General features: G+C 58.9%; 16 protein-coding genes and 1 pseudogene. 11 read left to right on the top strand and 6 right to left on the bottom strand.

The genetic code is table 11. The features are described 5' to 3' along the window. Positions 1 to 837: pseudogene (locus tag WB650_RS01075) on the top strand (hypothetical protein); the annotation flags it as partial. Here WB650_RS01075 and WB650_RS01080 read toward each other — a convergent pair. After that, complete coding sequence (locus WB650_RS01080) at positions 818 to 1108, bottom strand: hypothetical protein (RefSeq protein ID WP_422302251.1); 291 nt, start codon at positions 1106 to 1108, stop codon at positions 818 to 820. The pseudogene WB650_RS01075 and the gene WB650_RS01080 overlap by 20 nt on opposite strands. A 41-nt stretch (positions 1109 to 1149) precedes the next feature. Between WB650_RS01080 and WB650_RS01085 the strand changes: the two genes are divergently transcribed. Continuing rightward, a complete protein-coding gene (locus tag WB650_RS01085) occupies positions 1150 to 1497 on the top strand; it encodes a hypothetical protein (protein WP_422302249.1) in 348 nt (115 codons plus the stop codon). A 243-nt stretch (positions 1498 to 1740) separates the two neighbouring features. Here WB650_RS01085 and WB650_RS01090 read toward each other — a convergent pair whose 3' ends face one another. Both WB650_RS01090 and WB650_RS01095 read right to left on the bottom strand, forming a co-directional pair. Then, a complete protein-coding gene (locus tag WB650_RS01090) occupies positions 1741 to 2880 on the bottom strand; it encodes an ArsA family ATPase (RefSeq protein ID WP_423959103.1) in 1140 nt (379 codons plus the stop codon). After that, entirely contained in the window at positions 2877 to 3758 is an 882-nt protein-coding gene (locus WB650_RS01095) for an ArsA family ATPase (RefSeq protein ID WP_422302247.1), read from the bottom strand. The genes WB650_RS01090 and WB650_RS01095 overlap by 4 nt, the downstream gene beginning before the upstream one ends. A gap of 41 nt (positions 3759 to 3799) precedes the next feature. Between WB650_RS01095 and WB650_RS01100 the strand changes: the two genes are divergently transcribed. The 4 genes from WB650_RS01100 to WB650_RS01115 all read left to right on the top strand — a co-directional run bounded on the left by WB650_RS01100 (position 3800) and on the right by WB650_RS01115 (position 6519). After that, positions 3800 to 4033 carry a DUF4911 domain-containing protein gene (locus tag WB650_RS01100; RefSeq protein WP_422302246.1) on the top strand — a complete coding sequence of 78 codons (234 nt, stop codon included), beginning with the start codon at positions 3800 to 3802 and terminating at the stop codon, positions 4031 to 4033. Positions 4034 to 4520: 487 nt separating this feature from the next. Beyond that, the gene (locus tag WB650_RS01105) at positions 4521 to 5555 is read left to right on the top strand and encodes a flp pilus-assembly TadE/G-like family protein (protein WP_423959105.1); all 1035 of its coding nucleotides are present in this window, start codon (positions 4521 to 4523) and stop codon (positions 5553 to 5555) included. A gap of 68 nt (positions 5556 to 5623) precedes the next feature. Next, a complete protein-coding gene (locus tag WB650_RS01110) occupies positions 5624 to 6106 on the top strand; it encodes a TadE/TadG family type IV pilus assembly protein (RefSeq protein WP_422302242.1) in 483 nt (160 codons plus the stop codon). An 86-nt stretch (positions 6107 to 6192) separates the two neighbouring features. After that, positions 6193 to 6519, top strand: coding sequence for a hypothetical protein (locus WB650_RS01115; protein WP_422302240.1), 327 nt, complete (start codon positions 6193 to 6195; stop codon positions 6517 to 6519). Between the two features lie 167 nt (positions 6520 to 6686). Here the strand turns inward: WB650_RS01115 and WB650_RS01120 are convergent, their stop codons facing one another. Continuing rightward, entirely contained in the window at positions 6687 to 6902 is a 216-nt protein-coding gene (locus WB650_RS01120) for a hypothetical protein (protein WP_422302239.1), read from the bottom strand. Between the two features lie 433 nt (positions 6903 to 7335). Between WB650_RS01120 and WB650_RS01125 the strand changes: the two genes are divergently transcribed. The 5 genes from WB650_RS01125 (at position 7336) to WB650_RS01145 (ending at position 12170) form a co-directional block, all read left to right on the top strand. Next, a complete protein-coding gene (locus WB650_RS01125) occupies positions 7336 to 7872 on the top strand; it encodes a TadE/TadG family type IV pilus assembly protein (protein WP_422302237.1) in 537 nt (178 codons plus the stop codon). Further along, complete coding sequence (locus tag WB650_RS01130; protein ID WP_422302235.1) at positions 7869 to 9503, top strand: hypothetical protein; 1635 nt, start codon at positions 7869 to 7871, stop codon at positions 9501 to 9503. The genes WB650_RS01125 and WB650_RS01130 overlap by 4 nt, the downstream gene beginning before the upstream one ends. Before the next feature lie 574 nt (positions 9504 to 10077). After that, positions 10078 to 10311 (top strand): hypothetical protein, encoded by a 234-nt coding sequence (locus tag WB650_RS01135; RefSeq protein WP_422302233.1) that lies wholly within the window; start codon positions 10078 to 10080, stop codon positions 10309 to 10311. Between the two features lie 317 nt (positions 10312 to 10628). Beyond that, the gene (locus WB650_RS01140; RefSeq protein ID WP_422302231.1) at positions 10629 to 11639 is read left to right on the top strand and encodes a pilus assembly protein TadG-related protein; all 1011 of its coding nucleotides are present in this window, start codon (positions 10629 to 10631) and stop codon (positions 11637 to 11639) included. A 15-nt stretch (positions 11640 to 11654) separates the two neighbouring features. After that, complete coding sequence (locus tag WB650_RS01145; RefSeq protein ID WP_423959108.1) at positions 11655 to 12170, top strand: TadE/TadG family type IV pilus assembly protein; 516 nt, start codon at positions 11655 to 11657, stop codon at positions 12168 to 12170. Between the two features lie 93 nt (positions 12171 to 12263). Here the strand turns inward: WB650_RS01145 and WB650_RS01150 are convergent, their stop codons facing one another. Then, positions 12264 to 12614 (bottom strand): hypothetical protein, encoded by a 351-nt coding sequence (locus WB650_RS01150; protein ID WP_422302227.1) that lies wholly within the window; start codon positions 12612 to 12614, stop codon positions 12264 to 12266. A gap of 73 nt (positions 12615 to 12687) precedes the next feature. Then, positions 12688 to 13011 carry a hypothetical protein gene (locus tag WB650_RS01155; protein WP_422302225.1) on the bottom strand — a complete coding sequence of 108 codons (324 nt, stop codon included), beginning with the start codon at positions 13009 to 13011 and terminating at the stop codon, positions 12688 to 12690. Positions 13012 to 14355: the final 1344 nt, after the last annotated feature.

The raw sequence follows: 14355 nt of genomic DNA on the forward strand, positions 1-14355 counted from the left end.
TTCCAGGTCTATCTCGCCGCGCACGACGTTGACGTCTGGTCGCTGGACTATCGCACCCATTTCATTCCGCCGCAGACGCCGCAGAGCGATCTGTCCGAGCTTGCGGGATGGAGCAACGACCTTTTCGAAACTGACATCGACGCGGCCGCGAAATTCGTCAGCGAAAAATCCGGCCGCAGCCAAATCTTCGTCGCCGGCTTCAGCCGCGGCGTCGAGTTCGCCTACCTCTATGCCGCCATGCATCCCGACCGCGTCGCAGGAATCATCGCGCTCGACGGATTTATCCCTACTCATCCGATGCGCACCGAGCCTGCAACGCCCGGCCAGTATGCCGACGACATCGGCGGCAAACATCTGACCTACGACAAGCGTTACAAGCTGATGCAGATGGTGATCGAGAATCCCGATCAGGCTGCGCCGATTCCCAAGTACAAAACCGCCCGTGAAAACCTCGAGCACGTCATGTACGATGCGGCCCCCGGCAACGGCGCGTTCGCGAATATGCAGGCCGGTCATTCCGACGCGGTGGTGCTCGCGAAACTGCTAATCGCGTACGATCGCTACTGGCCGTCGGTTCAGGACGGCGAGAATCCGTTCACGCCGGAACTGCTCGCGTCGCTCAAGGCGTCGAAGATTCCCGTGATCGCGTTCGCCAGCACCAACTTCGGTGCGAATTGGCCCGGCGACGTCGAAGCAGCGACGAAATCGACCGGAGCGCCCGATCCCTCATTCACCAAGCTCGACGGCTGGGGCCATCTCGACGTGTTAGCGGGAACGAAATCTGAGAGCCAGGTCTTCGTGCCGACCGCCGCGTGGATCAAGCAGCATGAGAAGTAGGGGGAAATTGAGGCGCGTCGGGCCGCGGCGGAGCGGGCTGGCTCGGCGCCGGAATAATCATGACCGCGGCAAGTGCCCACGCGCCGAGAATGAGTCCCGCGATCGTCCATCGAAGCGCAGAGCGTCCGCGGCGCGACGCGACAATTGCTGTCAGCGGAGTCAGCGCGAGATTTATAATGATCGACGTCGCGATCATGTTCGCGGGCGGCTCGTGATACCCCATCAGGGCGAAGCCCGACGCGATGCTTAGAATGCTGGCGAGAGTGGTCATCCGGTTTGCGCGGCTCGCCCCTCTATATATAGTTGAAAGTCATGGCCCGCGGCGACAACGACAACCTGATGGACCGGCTCCGCCAGATGAGCGAGGAAGGCATCACGGGCTTTTTCAACGAAGTCATGTCGAACGACAGGATGCGCTCGAGTTTCGGCAAGGCCGGTGAACGCTTCATGGCGAACAAGCAGTCGTTCGATCGCAACGTCGAGCAGGTGCTCGACTTCGTCAACATCCCGTCCAAGCGCGACGTGCGCGACCTGAAGGCGCGGCTCGACCATCTGAGCTCGCAACTGCTGAACCTCAGCATCAAGCTCGACCGAGTTCTCGATCATGAAGAGCCCGCGAAAGCGAAGCCGGCGGTCCGTCGCACGAAGAAACCTGGTTAATCACTGGACACCTGCGGCAGATCGTTATCCGTCATCCGGCAAAGCGAGCAATCGCGAGGGCAGATCTTGTCATCCTGACAAAGCGAGCAATGCGAGCGGTAGCAAATAGCTTCTGGCCTCCGGACAGCTTCGCGCGAGCGAAGCCGGTTCCGGTTTTGAAATCGCGTAGCGGTCCTTTGTTCGAGCGAAACGCGCTGGAAGCGCGAGATCCTTCGCTGCGCTCAGGATGACTCAAAGAAAAATTCACGCGGCGCGGATGCTGCGGCCTATCTCCGCGAGGTCCGCGATAGTGCGCGGCTCGCGGCCTAGGTCCGGCGCGACCATCAGCACTGCGTCTCCGGGAATCGATTCGCGCAGCGCGCTCAGTGAGACTTCCTCGCGCGTCTTGAGGGCGGCGTAGTCGGCAAGATTGCGCTTCAACTTTTTCTTTAGCGACGGCGCGATGTGTGCCGATGCTAGCTCACTAGCATCCGGGAGTTCTGCAAGCACACGATTCACGACCATCGCGGAGACTCGCAGGCCTGCCCCCTCGAGTGCCATGACAAATTCGCGCGCCTGCGCGATACGGCTCGACTCTGCCGTCGTGACGATCACGATCGCGGTGTCCGACGCGCGCAGCTTGTCCTGGGCGCGCGCGGCGCGAGCCGAGAAGCCTTCGTACATCCCGTCGAAGCTGCGGACGAACGACTGCACGTCGCCAAGGAGATGCAGTCCAGTCACGCGATCGAACGCGGCGAGCACCGCGCGCGCCGCCATGTCGACAAGGCGAAGCTGGCTCTTGAATATCCCGGCGGGCGCGCCGAGCAGGCTGATGGCGCGCGAGTTGAGCAGTTCGAGCAGGCGCCGCGGCGCGTCGAGGAAGTCGATCGCCTCGGTCGCGGGCGGAGTGTCGAGCACAATCAGGTCGGTGTCGGGATTGGCGGCGAGCTCGAGCAATTTTTCCATAGCCATGTAATCCGCCACACCCGCCAGCGCGCCCGAGAGATTGCGATAGATTCGATTCGCGAGAATCGCGTCGCGCGCCGCGCCCGACGTCGCGTAGCGCGCGATGATCGAATCGAAGGTGCGCTTCGGATCAAGCCGCAGCGCCCGCAGTCTCGCGCGACTGGACTCATTGCGGCGCGCAAGGCGGATTCCCTCGAGCACGACTTCGATCGGCTCCGACGAATCCGCCTCGAGGCCGAGCGCGTCGAGCAGGCGCGGCGCGGGATCCACCGTCATCACGTCAACCGCGCATCCAAGCATCGCGGCGCGCACCGCAAGCGCGGCGCTGATAGTAGTCTTGCCGACGCCGCCGGGGCCGAGACAGATGACGAGACTCTGCGCGTGCAGGTCAATCGACTTGCGATTCGCCGAATCGTTCGGATGTGGCCTCGGCTTCATCGGCCGATCAGCTTCGCATCGAGCACGCGCCCGAGTTTCTCGAGCTCGACGCGGCCGATGGCCGGCGTGAACATCATCGGGAGGTTGATGGTCGATATCCCGGCGTCGGCGAAGCGCGGCGCGACCAGCGCGGCCTTTTCATGCGCGCAGTTTCGGCGCACGGCCAGGCGGGCGTGGCCGCCGAGCGGGCTCATCGCGGCGAGTTCCGACGTGTCAAACAGCAAATCGGGAACGCAGTTCATTATCGCGGCGACGGTGACGACTCCCAGCCGCTCGCGAATCGTCGCTGCGGTTTCAAGCGCCTCGCGCACCGCAAGGTCTTCCGGAGTCATCGTGATCACCGCGCCGAAGCGCGTCGCGTCCTTGAGAAAGCCGTCAATCGAATCGGCCAGCCGGTTCAGGGTGCCGGCCGGCGCGATTCCTTTCACGCCCGATGAGACCGACAGCAGCTCGACCGCGCTGCCCGACGCGGGCGCATCGATCACGAGATAGCGATCCTCGAGCGCCGCGTCTCCCGCCATGATTCGGAGCCGTTCCAGCAGCAAAAAGGCTTCGAGGCCCGGCAGCGCCGCTGTCACATATCCGAAAGTCCGGCTGCGCAGCATCCGGCGCGAGATCGCGCGAATCGGCACGATGCGATCGATGAACGCCTCGAGCTCCGCGCGCGGCGTCAGCGCGATCACGTCAAGCGACTCGGTGACTTTGATCGGCGTCGAATTCTCCGGCATCGCGCCGAGCGCCGCCGCCGCCGACATCCTGCGGTCCAGGTCGGCGAGCGTGGTCGGACGCCGATGCGACAGCGCAAGCGCAATCGCGGCGGCGACTGTACTCTTGCCGGTCCCCCCTTTGCCGGTTACGAACAAGACCCGCGGCAGCATCATCGGCTAGAATGTAGGGGTCGGGGAGTTGGCAGTAAACCGTGAGCAAAAGGCCGCCATCAATCGACTCGATGCTGATCGCGATACCGCCCGAGCAGATCGTGCTGTTCAAATCGATCGTCGAGTCATACGACAATCTCGCGACCCTGAGAACCGAAGATCCCACGCGCCACCACCTGCGGATCTACTTCTCGGCCGACTCGCGCGCCGAGGTCGAGGCGATGATGGCGTCGCTGGCGGCTCAGTTCACGATCGAGCGGATTGGTGAGGGCTAAATCACCTTATAGAATGTGAAACCGCCCAAATTTCAGAGCTCCCGTGCGCCCTCCCCGCAAGCCTCATTGAGAAAGCGGCATCTAGGGAGCTGACAGTAATTTCAGGGTCTACTTTTTGGCGGATTTTCCGCAACGGAGGCGAGGCGAACATTGCCCCTCCAACGTGGAATTGCCGTTAGGGTGTAATATGCCCGCGGCCAGACACTTCGGTCGAAAAGGCTGCGGCGTTATTCCAGGTTGAAGAACCCGCCGCCGCCGGGCTTTCGTACTACAGGAAGTAATGATTTACGTCTAGTGTAGCAATACTGCTACATATTGTAGTATTTCAGATACAAAGTTGCCGGGTCTTGGCGTCAAACGATCGGCGACTCGTTTATCCAAAAACCAGTATTCCACAGTGTTTCAAAGCAATATGACGTGTTTTGTTCAGTTTTGACACGCAATGGCAGATTTTTTGCTTGCTTCTCACATAGGGAGGGTTACTTATATGTTACTATTTAGGTTCCGAAGAACTCCATCTGTCGTCCGCTCACCGCGCGTTTCCAGAGTTTCCCGTCATGGGCCGTCTGGTCAGATCGCCCCATTACTCGCCGGCGTAATCGCCGTTCTGATTGGATCCGTTGCATTGGGCACCGATGTTGCTCTGCATTATTTCAACTGGGTGCAGATACAAAAGGCCGCCGACTCGGGCGTGCTGGCTGGCGCAAACTCTCTTCCGGACAATCCAACTCAGGCTATAACGGTCGCAGAGCAGTTCGCGGAGTCCAATGGCGTCAAGGCCTCCGAGATAACCTCCGCTGCTGTCGCATCGAACGATCTGTCGATCACGATGACGGTGCAGCGAACGGTTCCCTACTATTTCGCCAAGGTCCTTGGAATGACGAACGGGACGATACAGGTGACGGCCGCGGCTGCGCCGCAGCCCGCCACCTATACCGTCGGGGCGCCTTCGCCGGGAGCTGTTTCGAGCGGTACCTACACGCCTGCCGCCTGCAACAACACCGGCGATTGCCAGGTCATCCCAATAGGACTGGACGTCAACACCGTGTACAGCGACGGTGAGCAGATAAATCTTCAGCAGGGTCAGGTCGGGCCGGGCAACTGGGACTTGCTGGCGCTGGGTGGAACCGGCGGAAGCAACCTCAGAACCAACATCGCCGATGGCTATAGCGGACTGATCAGCGTGGGACAGTGGGTAACCACTGAACCGGGCAAGAAAGTTGGTCCCGTTGATCAGGGCTTCCAGGATCGTCTGAATGCCGCCTCGAGCTCTGACCCAAGCGGCACGTATTCGAACCACACCGCAACCGATCCTCGCTTGCTGGTAGTGCCGGTCGTGAACTGGGAAGGTCAGAACGGTAGGAGCCAGGTGCAGGTGGATGCCTTCGCTACGGTATGGCTCGACAGCTACAGCGGCGGCCAGGTTACCGTGAACTTCATAAGCGCGGTCGTCCCGAACAGCTACGGCGATGCGAGCGCTCCAAACTACGGCGGGCATGGACACCCGATCCTCATTCATTAAGGGTTCGCACACCGAGTGGGCAAGATTACTGAAAGCCAGGAGGTTAAAAGCCAGGAGGTTATATGATCATGAACACAAATATTGACCGCAAATCGAAAGGTCGCCCCCCCAGGTTCGACGCGCTCGTGCGCCGGCTCCGGGGAGGCAGCAGTGCGCAGTCCGTCATCGAATTCGCTTTTGCATTGCCAGTTGTATTGATCCTGCTGCTGGTTGGAATTCAGTTCGCGATTATTGGTGAAGCGTCTTTAGCCTTGGGCCAGGTCAATTATCAGGGCGCGCGATACGCGGCGGTTTACACGAATTCGACCCAGGCGCAGGTTCAAAGCTACATGCTCTCGGTGGCGTCGCCGACCATCGCTGCAAACGGCGGAGCCTATCTGACCTCTACTCTGAGCCCAGCTCCTCCCTGCACCTACGGCAGCTCTGTCACAGTCTCCGTCTCATTCAACGCCAATTCCTTAATGGCGCTTCCCAATCCATTTCTTGGCATCCCCTTTCCTACAACGCTGACTAGTTCGGAATCAGCGTTCTGCGAGGGGAGCACAAACTAAACGGCGATTAGCGACTATCTTGTCGCCTTTTCAGGCAGGGAGTGAAAGAAAACATGAAATCTACGCGAAATATAGCAGTCCTAATTATGCTCTTTACCATCGCTGGAGCCACCGCCGCGATCGCCGGCAACCCAAAAAGCGTGGTTGTGACGAATAACACGTCCTACACAATGACAGAGTTTTATGCTTCGTCCTCAGACTCCTCGGGTTGGGACACAACCAATAATTTGTTCGCCGGACAGACGCTCGGGCCGGGCCAGCAGACCACGATCACCATTAGCGATAGCGGTGGTGATGGCGATAGTGAGTGCAACTACGATCTGATGGCAGTGCTCTACGGCACAACGCAGGCTACCTATAGCTACTCGGTCAATACGTGCGGAGGAGGCACCTGGGCAATTACCGGCATGTAACTCTTCCTCTGAGATAGCGTCGGGTTCCCTCGTCCTACACGGATCTGCGGGAGCGGGGACCAAAATCTGAAACTAATGGGCCGGTTTGTTTCTTGCGGGCGGGTGTCATCCGACACGCCGCCCGCGACCGCCGATGCGTTGGCGCTGGGCTCTATCGAGCAATCAGCTTAACGGCATCTCCACCAGTGGTGGCGTCGGAAGTAGGGGTTGGCGCATGCCCACGGCCGATAGTATTCGATGGTCGTGAAGGGAGCCGCCGGGACGACCTCTTGAACTACCACCGGATGCACAGGGCGAACGACGACCGCGGCTGAGGCGAGATTCGGGATCACCATCATCAGGAGCCCGAAGATCGCGGCAATAATGGTTGTGTGGATTTTCATAAGCGTCTCTCCTGCCTTGAATACGGATCCTCAGATTTGACGGTTACGAAGCCTAAACAGCCATTAATATTAGAGTTTTGTTAGGTGGAGAATCTTGACAAGGTGTGGATGGAGTTAACCTCCTCGATGGGCCGCGAGCATTAGTTTAGTTACTTCGACCGACCTCGTTGTCGGTCGGCTTTTGGTAGCGATATACTACAAATAGTAGCAATACTGCCACCATTGGTTCTTGACGTATTTATGCCGCCTTGTTAGATTACGGCTCGACAAGTTGGATTTAGGTGTGTTTTCGCATCACGAGCCGTCCTACAAATTACCTTCTGTTGCTGGCTTGCCATAAAGAAGGACGGGTGATACGAAAATGAGATCTAAAGCCGAACGGTGTCATAAAATCACCATTCACCGTTTTCGGTGAATTTTTGAGAGGTTCTGTATGAAGCAAACATCCTACAGTTACCGTGGCCACATAGCCGTACTGTACGGCGGCCAGGCCTCGGTCGGTGAAGAGCCCTCCGGACTCGCGCGCCACGGGCGGGGACAGGCCATGGTTGAGTTCGCTCTTACCCTGCCGGTGCTGCTGACCCTGCTAGTGGCCATAATCGTAGTCGGGATTGTTTTCAATAACTATCTGACGCTGACGAATGCTACCACTGCTGGTGCCCAGCAGCTTTCGATTAGTCGAGGGCAAAGCTCAGATCCGTGCGCGACGACTAGTCAGACGGTCCAGGCAGCAGCGCCTAACCTCACTTCAGGGGGCCTCGTGTACTCGATTGCGTTTGGGACCGGAAATCCGGTCTCGTACGGATCTCCATACACGGGCACATCCTGCACTAGCGCCGCCGCCCAGTTAGTGTCGGGCAATACTGCCAAAGTAACGGTTACCTATCCGTGCAGCCTTCTGATCTTCGGATTCAACTATGCGCCCTCGGGCTGTAGCCTCTCGGCGCAAACAGCGGAGCTGATTCAATGAAACCCACCAAGGAACCTACTGCACTCAAGAATGGATCCACTTTGCGCTGGATCGGCGGTGCCCGGCGCGGCCAGTCGTTCGTGCTGATAACGGTCGCTATGGTCGCCATTTGCGGAATCGCGGCGATCGTGTTCGACGTCGGCACTGCCTATATTGGTTATCAGCAACTCCGGGCTCAGACCCAGGCAGCTGCATTGGCGGGCGGCGCGGTCATGTCCAATGACGGCGAAACAATAAGCAATGTAATAACCACTGCGACCGACTACAGCGGTCATACTGGGGATGTAAACACCAACTCTAGTCTTCTGAGCAACGTTCAGATTGCGGCTACGGCGAAGTGCCTGACGAGCACTGCCGCCATCGCCGAGGGAGTACCCTATTGTACCGCGGCCAGCCCATGCGGCTGCCTTGTGACCGGGTATAACGCCCTCTCCGTGACGGAGACAGCCACCGTCCCGACGACATTCGCCAGGGTGCTAGGCTTCAATTCGTTTAGTCTCAGCGCGACTGCCATGGCGAGCGCAAAAGGCGGATTCAATGGCCCGTACAACGTGGCAATTGTCGTTGATACAACGGCGTCGATGAATAGTAGTGACAGCGGCAATTGCAGCTCAACAAAAATCTCCTGCGCGTTGCAAGGTGTCCAGACTCTGCTGAAAACGCTCTCGCCGTGCGCCGGCGGGCTGACCAGCTGCGGCTCGGCCAGCGGCAGCTCAGTCACGGTTCCTGCGCCTGCGACTGGCAATCTGACTGCGAGTAACGTTACAAACGCAGTCGACGAAGTCAGCCTGTTTGCGTTCCCGGGACCGGTATCCACCGCTCAGGCACAGCTTGATACCAATTGCTCCGGCACGAACCCTGCCATTACCTCATACAACGGATTTTTCTCGAACAATTCATGCACGGGCGCTGGCGCCCCGGCTGCTTGTTGCACGAGCCGAGGCGAGGGAAGTTGCTCAACTACCTATACACCGCCGGAGTACGAGATCGTTCCATTTTCCAGCGACTATCGCGCATCCGACACGGCGACTTCGCTGATCGCCGGCTCCAACCTCGTGATCGCGGCCGGTGCGGGCTGTAGCAGGGGCATAGCCGCCCCAGGCGGTGAGGGGACCTTCTATGCGGGCGTAATCGATACGGCACAAAAAGCATTGGCAACAGCCGCTTCCAACAGACCGAACACGAAGAACGTGATGATCCTCATCAGCGATGGCGAAGCGAACGCGGACGCTCCAGGCCCGGGGGTTACCGATGGTATGGAGGCGCCGACGCCGGCGCCGGCGAAGGTTTACCCGGCTACGAAGCAGTGCGCCCAAGCAGTAGCTTCCGCCCAAGCCGCTGCGGCAGCGGGAACCACGGTATACGCGGTTGCCTACGGCTCGGAGTCAACCGGATGCACGACCGACACCGGCACATATTCGAGCCCAGTGTGTACGATGCAGGCGATCGCAAACTCGCCCACAACGGCGGGTTCTTACCAGCAGAATAACGCGAACTTCTTCACCGATGTCTCATCCACGAAAAGTTCCTGCGCGTCGGCTGCTCGATCGACCAGTACCCTCGACCAGATCTTCAAGACAATCGCGGGCGATCTCACGGTCTCCCGGTTGATTCCCAACGGCACGACTTAAACGCCTGAATGCTGCCACTGCTCCCTTCATGGGGAGCAGTGGCAGCGCCACCCGCTAAGGGTGCGTGAGGCTGAGCTGACAGCTCGGCTTTTCCCGCTGATTTTCTCCAAAGACTCCAGCAAATCTCTCGCAAGCACGATAACTCTCCGACCGCGATGAAAGTCGCGGGCGAGAAGTCGTCGGCGTTTCGCCAGCCGCGTCGTTTAACGCAGGTTGTGGATAGCTGCCGGGCTGGCCCCTTTCGAGCGACATAGTGGTACTTTTACGCCACAACGAGTAGCAATTTCGCCACTGGTGTTGTACGTTTTTCCTACTAAATGGCGAAAAAGCGAAGTACCGTGCGGAAACATCCGGCGCCCGCTTTTGGCATTCAGGTTGCTTTGAGTCGCTGGACCGACCTGTTTTGAGTCTCTTGCCAGCGCGAATCCGTGTGCCGGTTTCGCGTTCCAGAGGTTCACAAGGGGGTGGTCTATGAAAAACCCGTCTGGCAGTTCACCTGGTCAGTTGCGGCGCTATACGCCGGAATAATCGCCGTCTTGCTCTGAGCGATCGCATCAGCACCGACGTCGCCGTGATGTACGCGAACTGGGAGCAGGTGCGGAAGACTGCAGACGCTGCCGCGATCGCCGGCGCCAATTACCTGGCTGGTTACGCATTTGAAGGCACGCCCGTCTCCGGCTGCACCCGGGAACCGGACGCCGGCACGACGGCCGAGGGATGCATCGTGAAGGCGGTTGCGGCAAACACGATTGCCAGTTCCAGCGCGCCCGCGCTTGGGGGATACCAGGTTCCGACGCTGACGCGATAGAAAAGGAGGAAGGTTCAAGCGATCGAGAGACGCATTTGACATAAGACGCTGTTCCAGGTGGTTGGCTGGGTAGCCTGGAGCTTACGCTGAGTACTGTTGTGCTACAAGTAGTAGCACAATCGCCACAGTTTTCTCCCTTTGATCGGAGAGGAATGTGAATAACCAAGTGGAGTATTTTCCGCCTATCGGTTGGCATCCCGGTTGCTTGCCTTGCGGACCGAGCGGGTCTGAAGCCTTGCAACGTAAGTGCCTTGGCGAGGCATGGGGCAGATCAGGCCAGGTCGGTGTTCGGCGAAGGAATTCACCTGGAGTGCCTTATGAAAAAGATTTTCGCCAACTCTCGCGGTCAGGTCGCCGCTTTGTACGCCGGGATAGCTGCAATCCTAATCGGAGCGATCGCTCTCGGCGGCGATGTCGCCGTCATGTACGCGAACTGGGAGCAGATGCAAAAGACTGCGGACGCTGCCGCAATCGCCGGCGCCAATTACCTGGCTGGTTACACATTTGAAGGCACGCCCGCCTCCGGCTGCACCGGTGAACCGGACGCTGCCACGACCGCAGCCTGCACCTATGCGGTCGACAATGGGCTGGCGGTTAGCAATCTCACGCTCACCGAGCCGACCTCGTCGACGATCAAAGTGGTGGCGCAGGAATCCGCTCTTCCCTACTTTTTCGGAAAAGCTATCGGCCTTAGCACCTATTCGGTATCGGCTACCGCCGCCGCAGCTGCCGGCGGAAATATCGGCACCGTTACCCAGGGCCTATTTCCGGTAGGACTTCAATGCACCAGCCCGTGCAGTTTGTCGAGTTTTGATCCGGGGCAATCAGTTTCGTTCGGGCAGAAGTTTGTCGGCGGTCTGGCGCCGGGCAACTGGCAATGGCTGAACCCTACCGGCGGTTCTGGCGGTGGCGATACCGCGCTGAGCGCGGCGATCGAGAGCGGTGATTCGGCCTCATTCTCAGTCGGCGGCACCATTCAGTCAGAACCGGGTAACAAGGGCAATTCAGGTCCTGTGAAAACTGCCTTGGCGGCCAGGTTGAGCAGTTGCGAATCGATCGCCGATCCGTGCACCAGCGGTGGTGGCAATCCGACCGATATCCCGCCCGGCGATCCATGCCTGGTAGTCGTGCCTGCGGTTGATTATCACGGATGCACCGGCAACTGCGGCTTAACCATCGAAGGGTTTGCGCTGATCTATCTGGAGCCTGCCACCACCACCAGCACCAATATCAACGGATGCTTCGTGAAGGCGATTGCGGCAAACACTATCGCCAGTTCGACCGCGCCCGCGCTCGGGGGATACCAGGTTCCGACGCTAACCCAGTAGAAAAGGGAAGATTGTATGACTAATCGATCTAAGGCAAAGAATCAGTCCCGTGTGAATGGCTGTCCGCAGGTATCGCGCAAGAAGCGAATGAGCCGTGGCCAGTCGATGGTTGAGTTCGCGCTGATGTCGAGCATCGCACTGGCAGTGATGCTGATCGGTGTGCAGTTTGCGCTGATCGGGCAGGCGGCTCTGGCGGTCAGCCAGGGAGCATCGGCACTCGCACGCTATGCCGCGGTGAATCCCGGGACGATGGGGCCGAATAGCTCCGTCAGCGCCAGCTCGTTACCGAGCGCTGCGCAGCAGTTGTTATCTTCGTCGATCCTTACTAACGCCGGCACCGACCTGACCGTGACGGTTGCCTCCTATACAGGGACGACGACGACCGCCACCAGTTCGCCCGGATACACCGACCGCACGGTCGTCAGTATGAGCTACAATGCAGCGAGCAAGATTTTTCTGCCGAGCAGCACTTTGCTTGGAATAACTTTTCCAACCACGCTGACCGCGTCGGACTCGCAGATGTACGAATGATCGGGACGCCGGGGAGGTCGAGTGAGCAATGGACCGCTCGCGCGGCGCTCCCCGCTGTTCCATGTGCATCAACGGCGCCCGTGCCGACGGGATTCAGCGTACTGCGAAGCGACGCGATATCCGAGGAGGGTGCACGCGCGCCACGGCGGTTGGTTTATCGATCGAGCGAATCGCACCAATCAGGCTTCCGGTCCCGCCGAGCAGACGGCCGGCGCCGCTCATCACCTGCGCGGTGGTCTGCCACGCCTGATTACTCTGATTGGACAGATGATCTTCGAGCTGGAACTTCTGTTGCGGTGTCAGTGTGCTGTAGCCGCCCTCATAATACGACGGCGCGTAATTCTGAGCGCCATACTGCGGCGCCATGTCGGTGCATCCCTGCAGAGCAGATAACGCGAGCGCCACAGCGACGGTCGCCAGCAACCTCGCGGCAGGATAGGGCATAGCAGAACGACCGGCGTGTCGCGCCGGCGGATAGGTCACCACAATCACGCCGAAACCTTGGACCTCAAGCGGCTCAGTGATGTTCGATCCCGTCGATTCCGCGCAATAGAAATCCCGTCCCCTGCTCGAGTTGCCCGGCGCCCGACGCGACGGCGGCGGTGGTTCGCCACGCCGAGTTGCTCTGATTGGCGAGGTGATCTTCGAGCTGCATCTTCTGCTCGGGCGAAAGCTGGCTGTACGATTCGCCGTTGTAGTAATTCGGCGTCTGCTGGATCGCCGCGCCCTGCGGATTGAACGCGGTGCATCCCTGTACGATCAGCATCGCCATCAGCAGGAGCAACGCGAACACCAGCCGGTACTCAACCGCGTCGCGCACTAACGAATCCTTGCTACTCATCGGTATTCCTCCACGAACGAGTACGAACGCGCGCGGATTTAGTTATTAACGGATAGTAATGCGCGCGTTGGGGGAAAGATGAGCCAGCATCGTGCCAGCGCGCGACGACGCGAGGCTTGAGCACGTCCGCTGAGAATTTCAAAATTTCGGCGTAGAGGTATTACGCAAATACGGCGATGCGATCGCAATGATGGTGCGCGGCGCGCGAGCTTACAGATTGTTAAGAGAGCAACCTAACCACTAAGCCCTTCCCTCGAAGTGATTTTGTTGGTGTTAACGCTCACGGCCAAATTGAACCGCTCGTTTTGATCTTGGAATACTCCATATATTTGTAAGTGGGTGAGCAAACCCACGCCGGCCAGAACTTCTAAGCTGGCACAAAAGAGCGACGCATGGCGCCCCGAGAAAGGAGACGGGCGTGTCCATCATGTATCGATTTGACTTCCCGTCAAACTTGTAATGCACGAAGGGTTCGTCGTAGTGGGATGCTATACTGGCGCGGTCGCGGGGGTGCAGGTTTTGTTCGGAAGGCCAAATGTCGTTTCGCGTGAGGAGAAGCCGAATGACCCAGTCCAGTGCTTGATCTGAGAGTGTTCTGGCGGCGAAGGATTCGACGTCGCCAGGCGGTTTTATTTAAGAGTCTAGATATGATTGACGGAGCCGTGTTGCCATCGGCTTCGCTTTCGGACTTGGCATAAGGGAAACCTTATGTTGCGGACTAGAATTGACTCCTATTTAGGTTTGCTCGTGCCGGCGCTATGCGGTAGTGTCCGGTGAAATTGACATTTTTCCTCGGTAAGGAAAGAGGCACAAACGCAGATGACCTCCAGACAACAGGACGGCAGATGAGCCAGTGTCGGAAATCTCGGATAGAACCCGTGCAAACGCCCCGAACCGAGCGGAAGGAAATGCTACCGGCCAGCGGGATCAGCTGGCGTGGCTGGGTAGTCGCGCTTGGTGTGCTCTGCGTGCTGGGAGCCCCTGGGCGCGCGAGGTCGCAGCAGGGACCATTCGTGCAATGCAACCAAAATTACGCACTCTGCGCTACAGCTACGTGCTTCTACTTGAATGGTGTCGCGTACTGCAAGTGCGACGAGGAAGTAGGAGCGAGTATCAGTATCCCCTTCGAATTCGATAACAATACGCAGAATATTTGCACCCTGCTGAATGACGGTTTGGACAATGGCTATACGGTGAGCACCTTCAGTCTTCCGGACCAAGTCACGAAAAAGTACGCCGCACAATACAAGCCGAGCTCGGGCTCCCCGCCTCCACTGGCTCTCTACACCTGCCCTAGAGGTAACTCGACGGGACCGTACGCGCAGTGCGATGGCGGTGTCTGCT

Origin of the sequence: Binatus sp. (SeqCode), assembly GCF_049584895.1 — a bacterium.
Lineage (GTDB): Bacteria > Desulfobacterota > Binatia > Binatales > Binataceae > Binatus.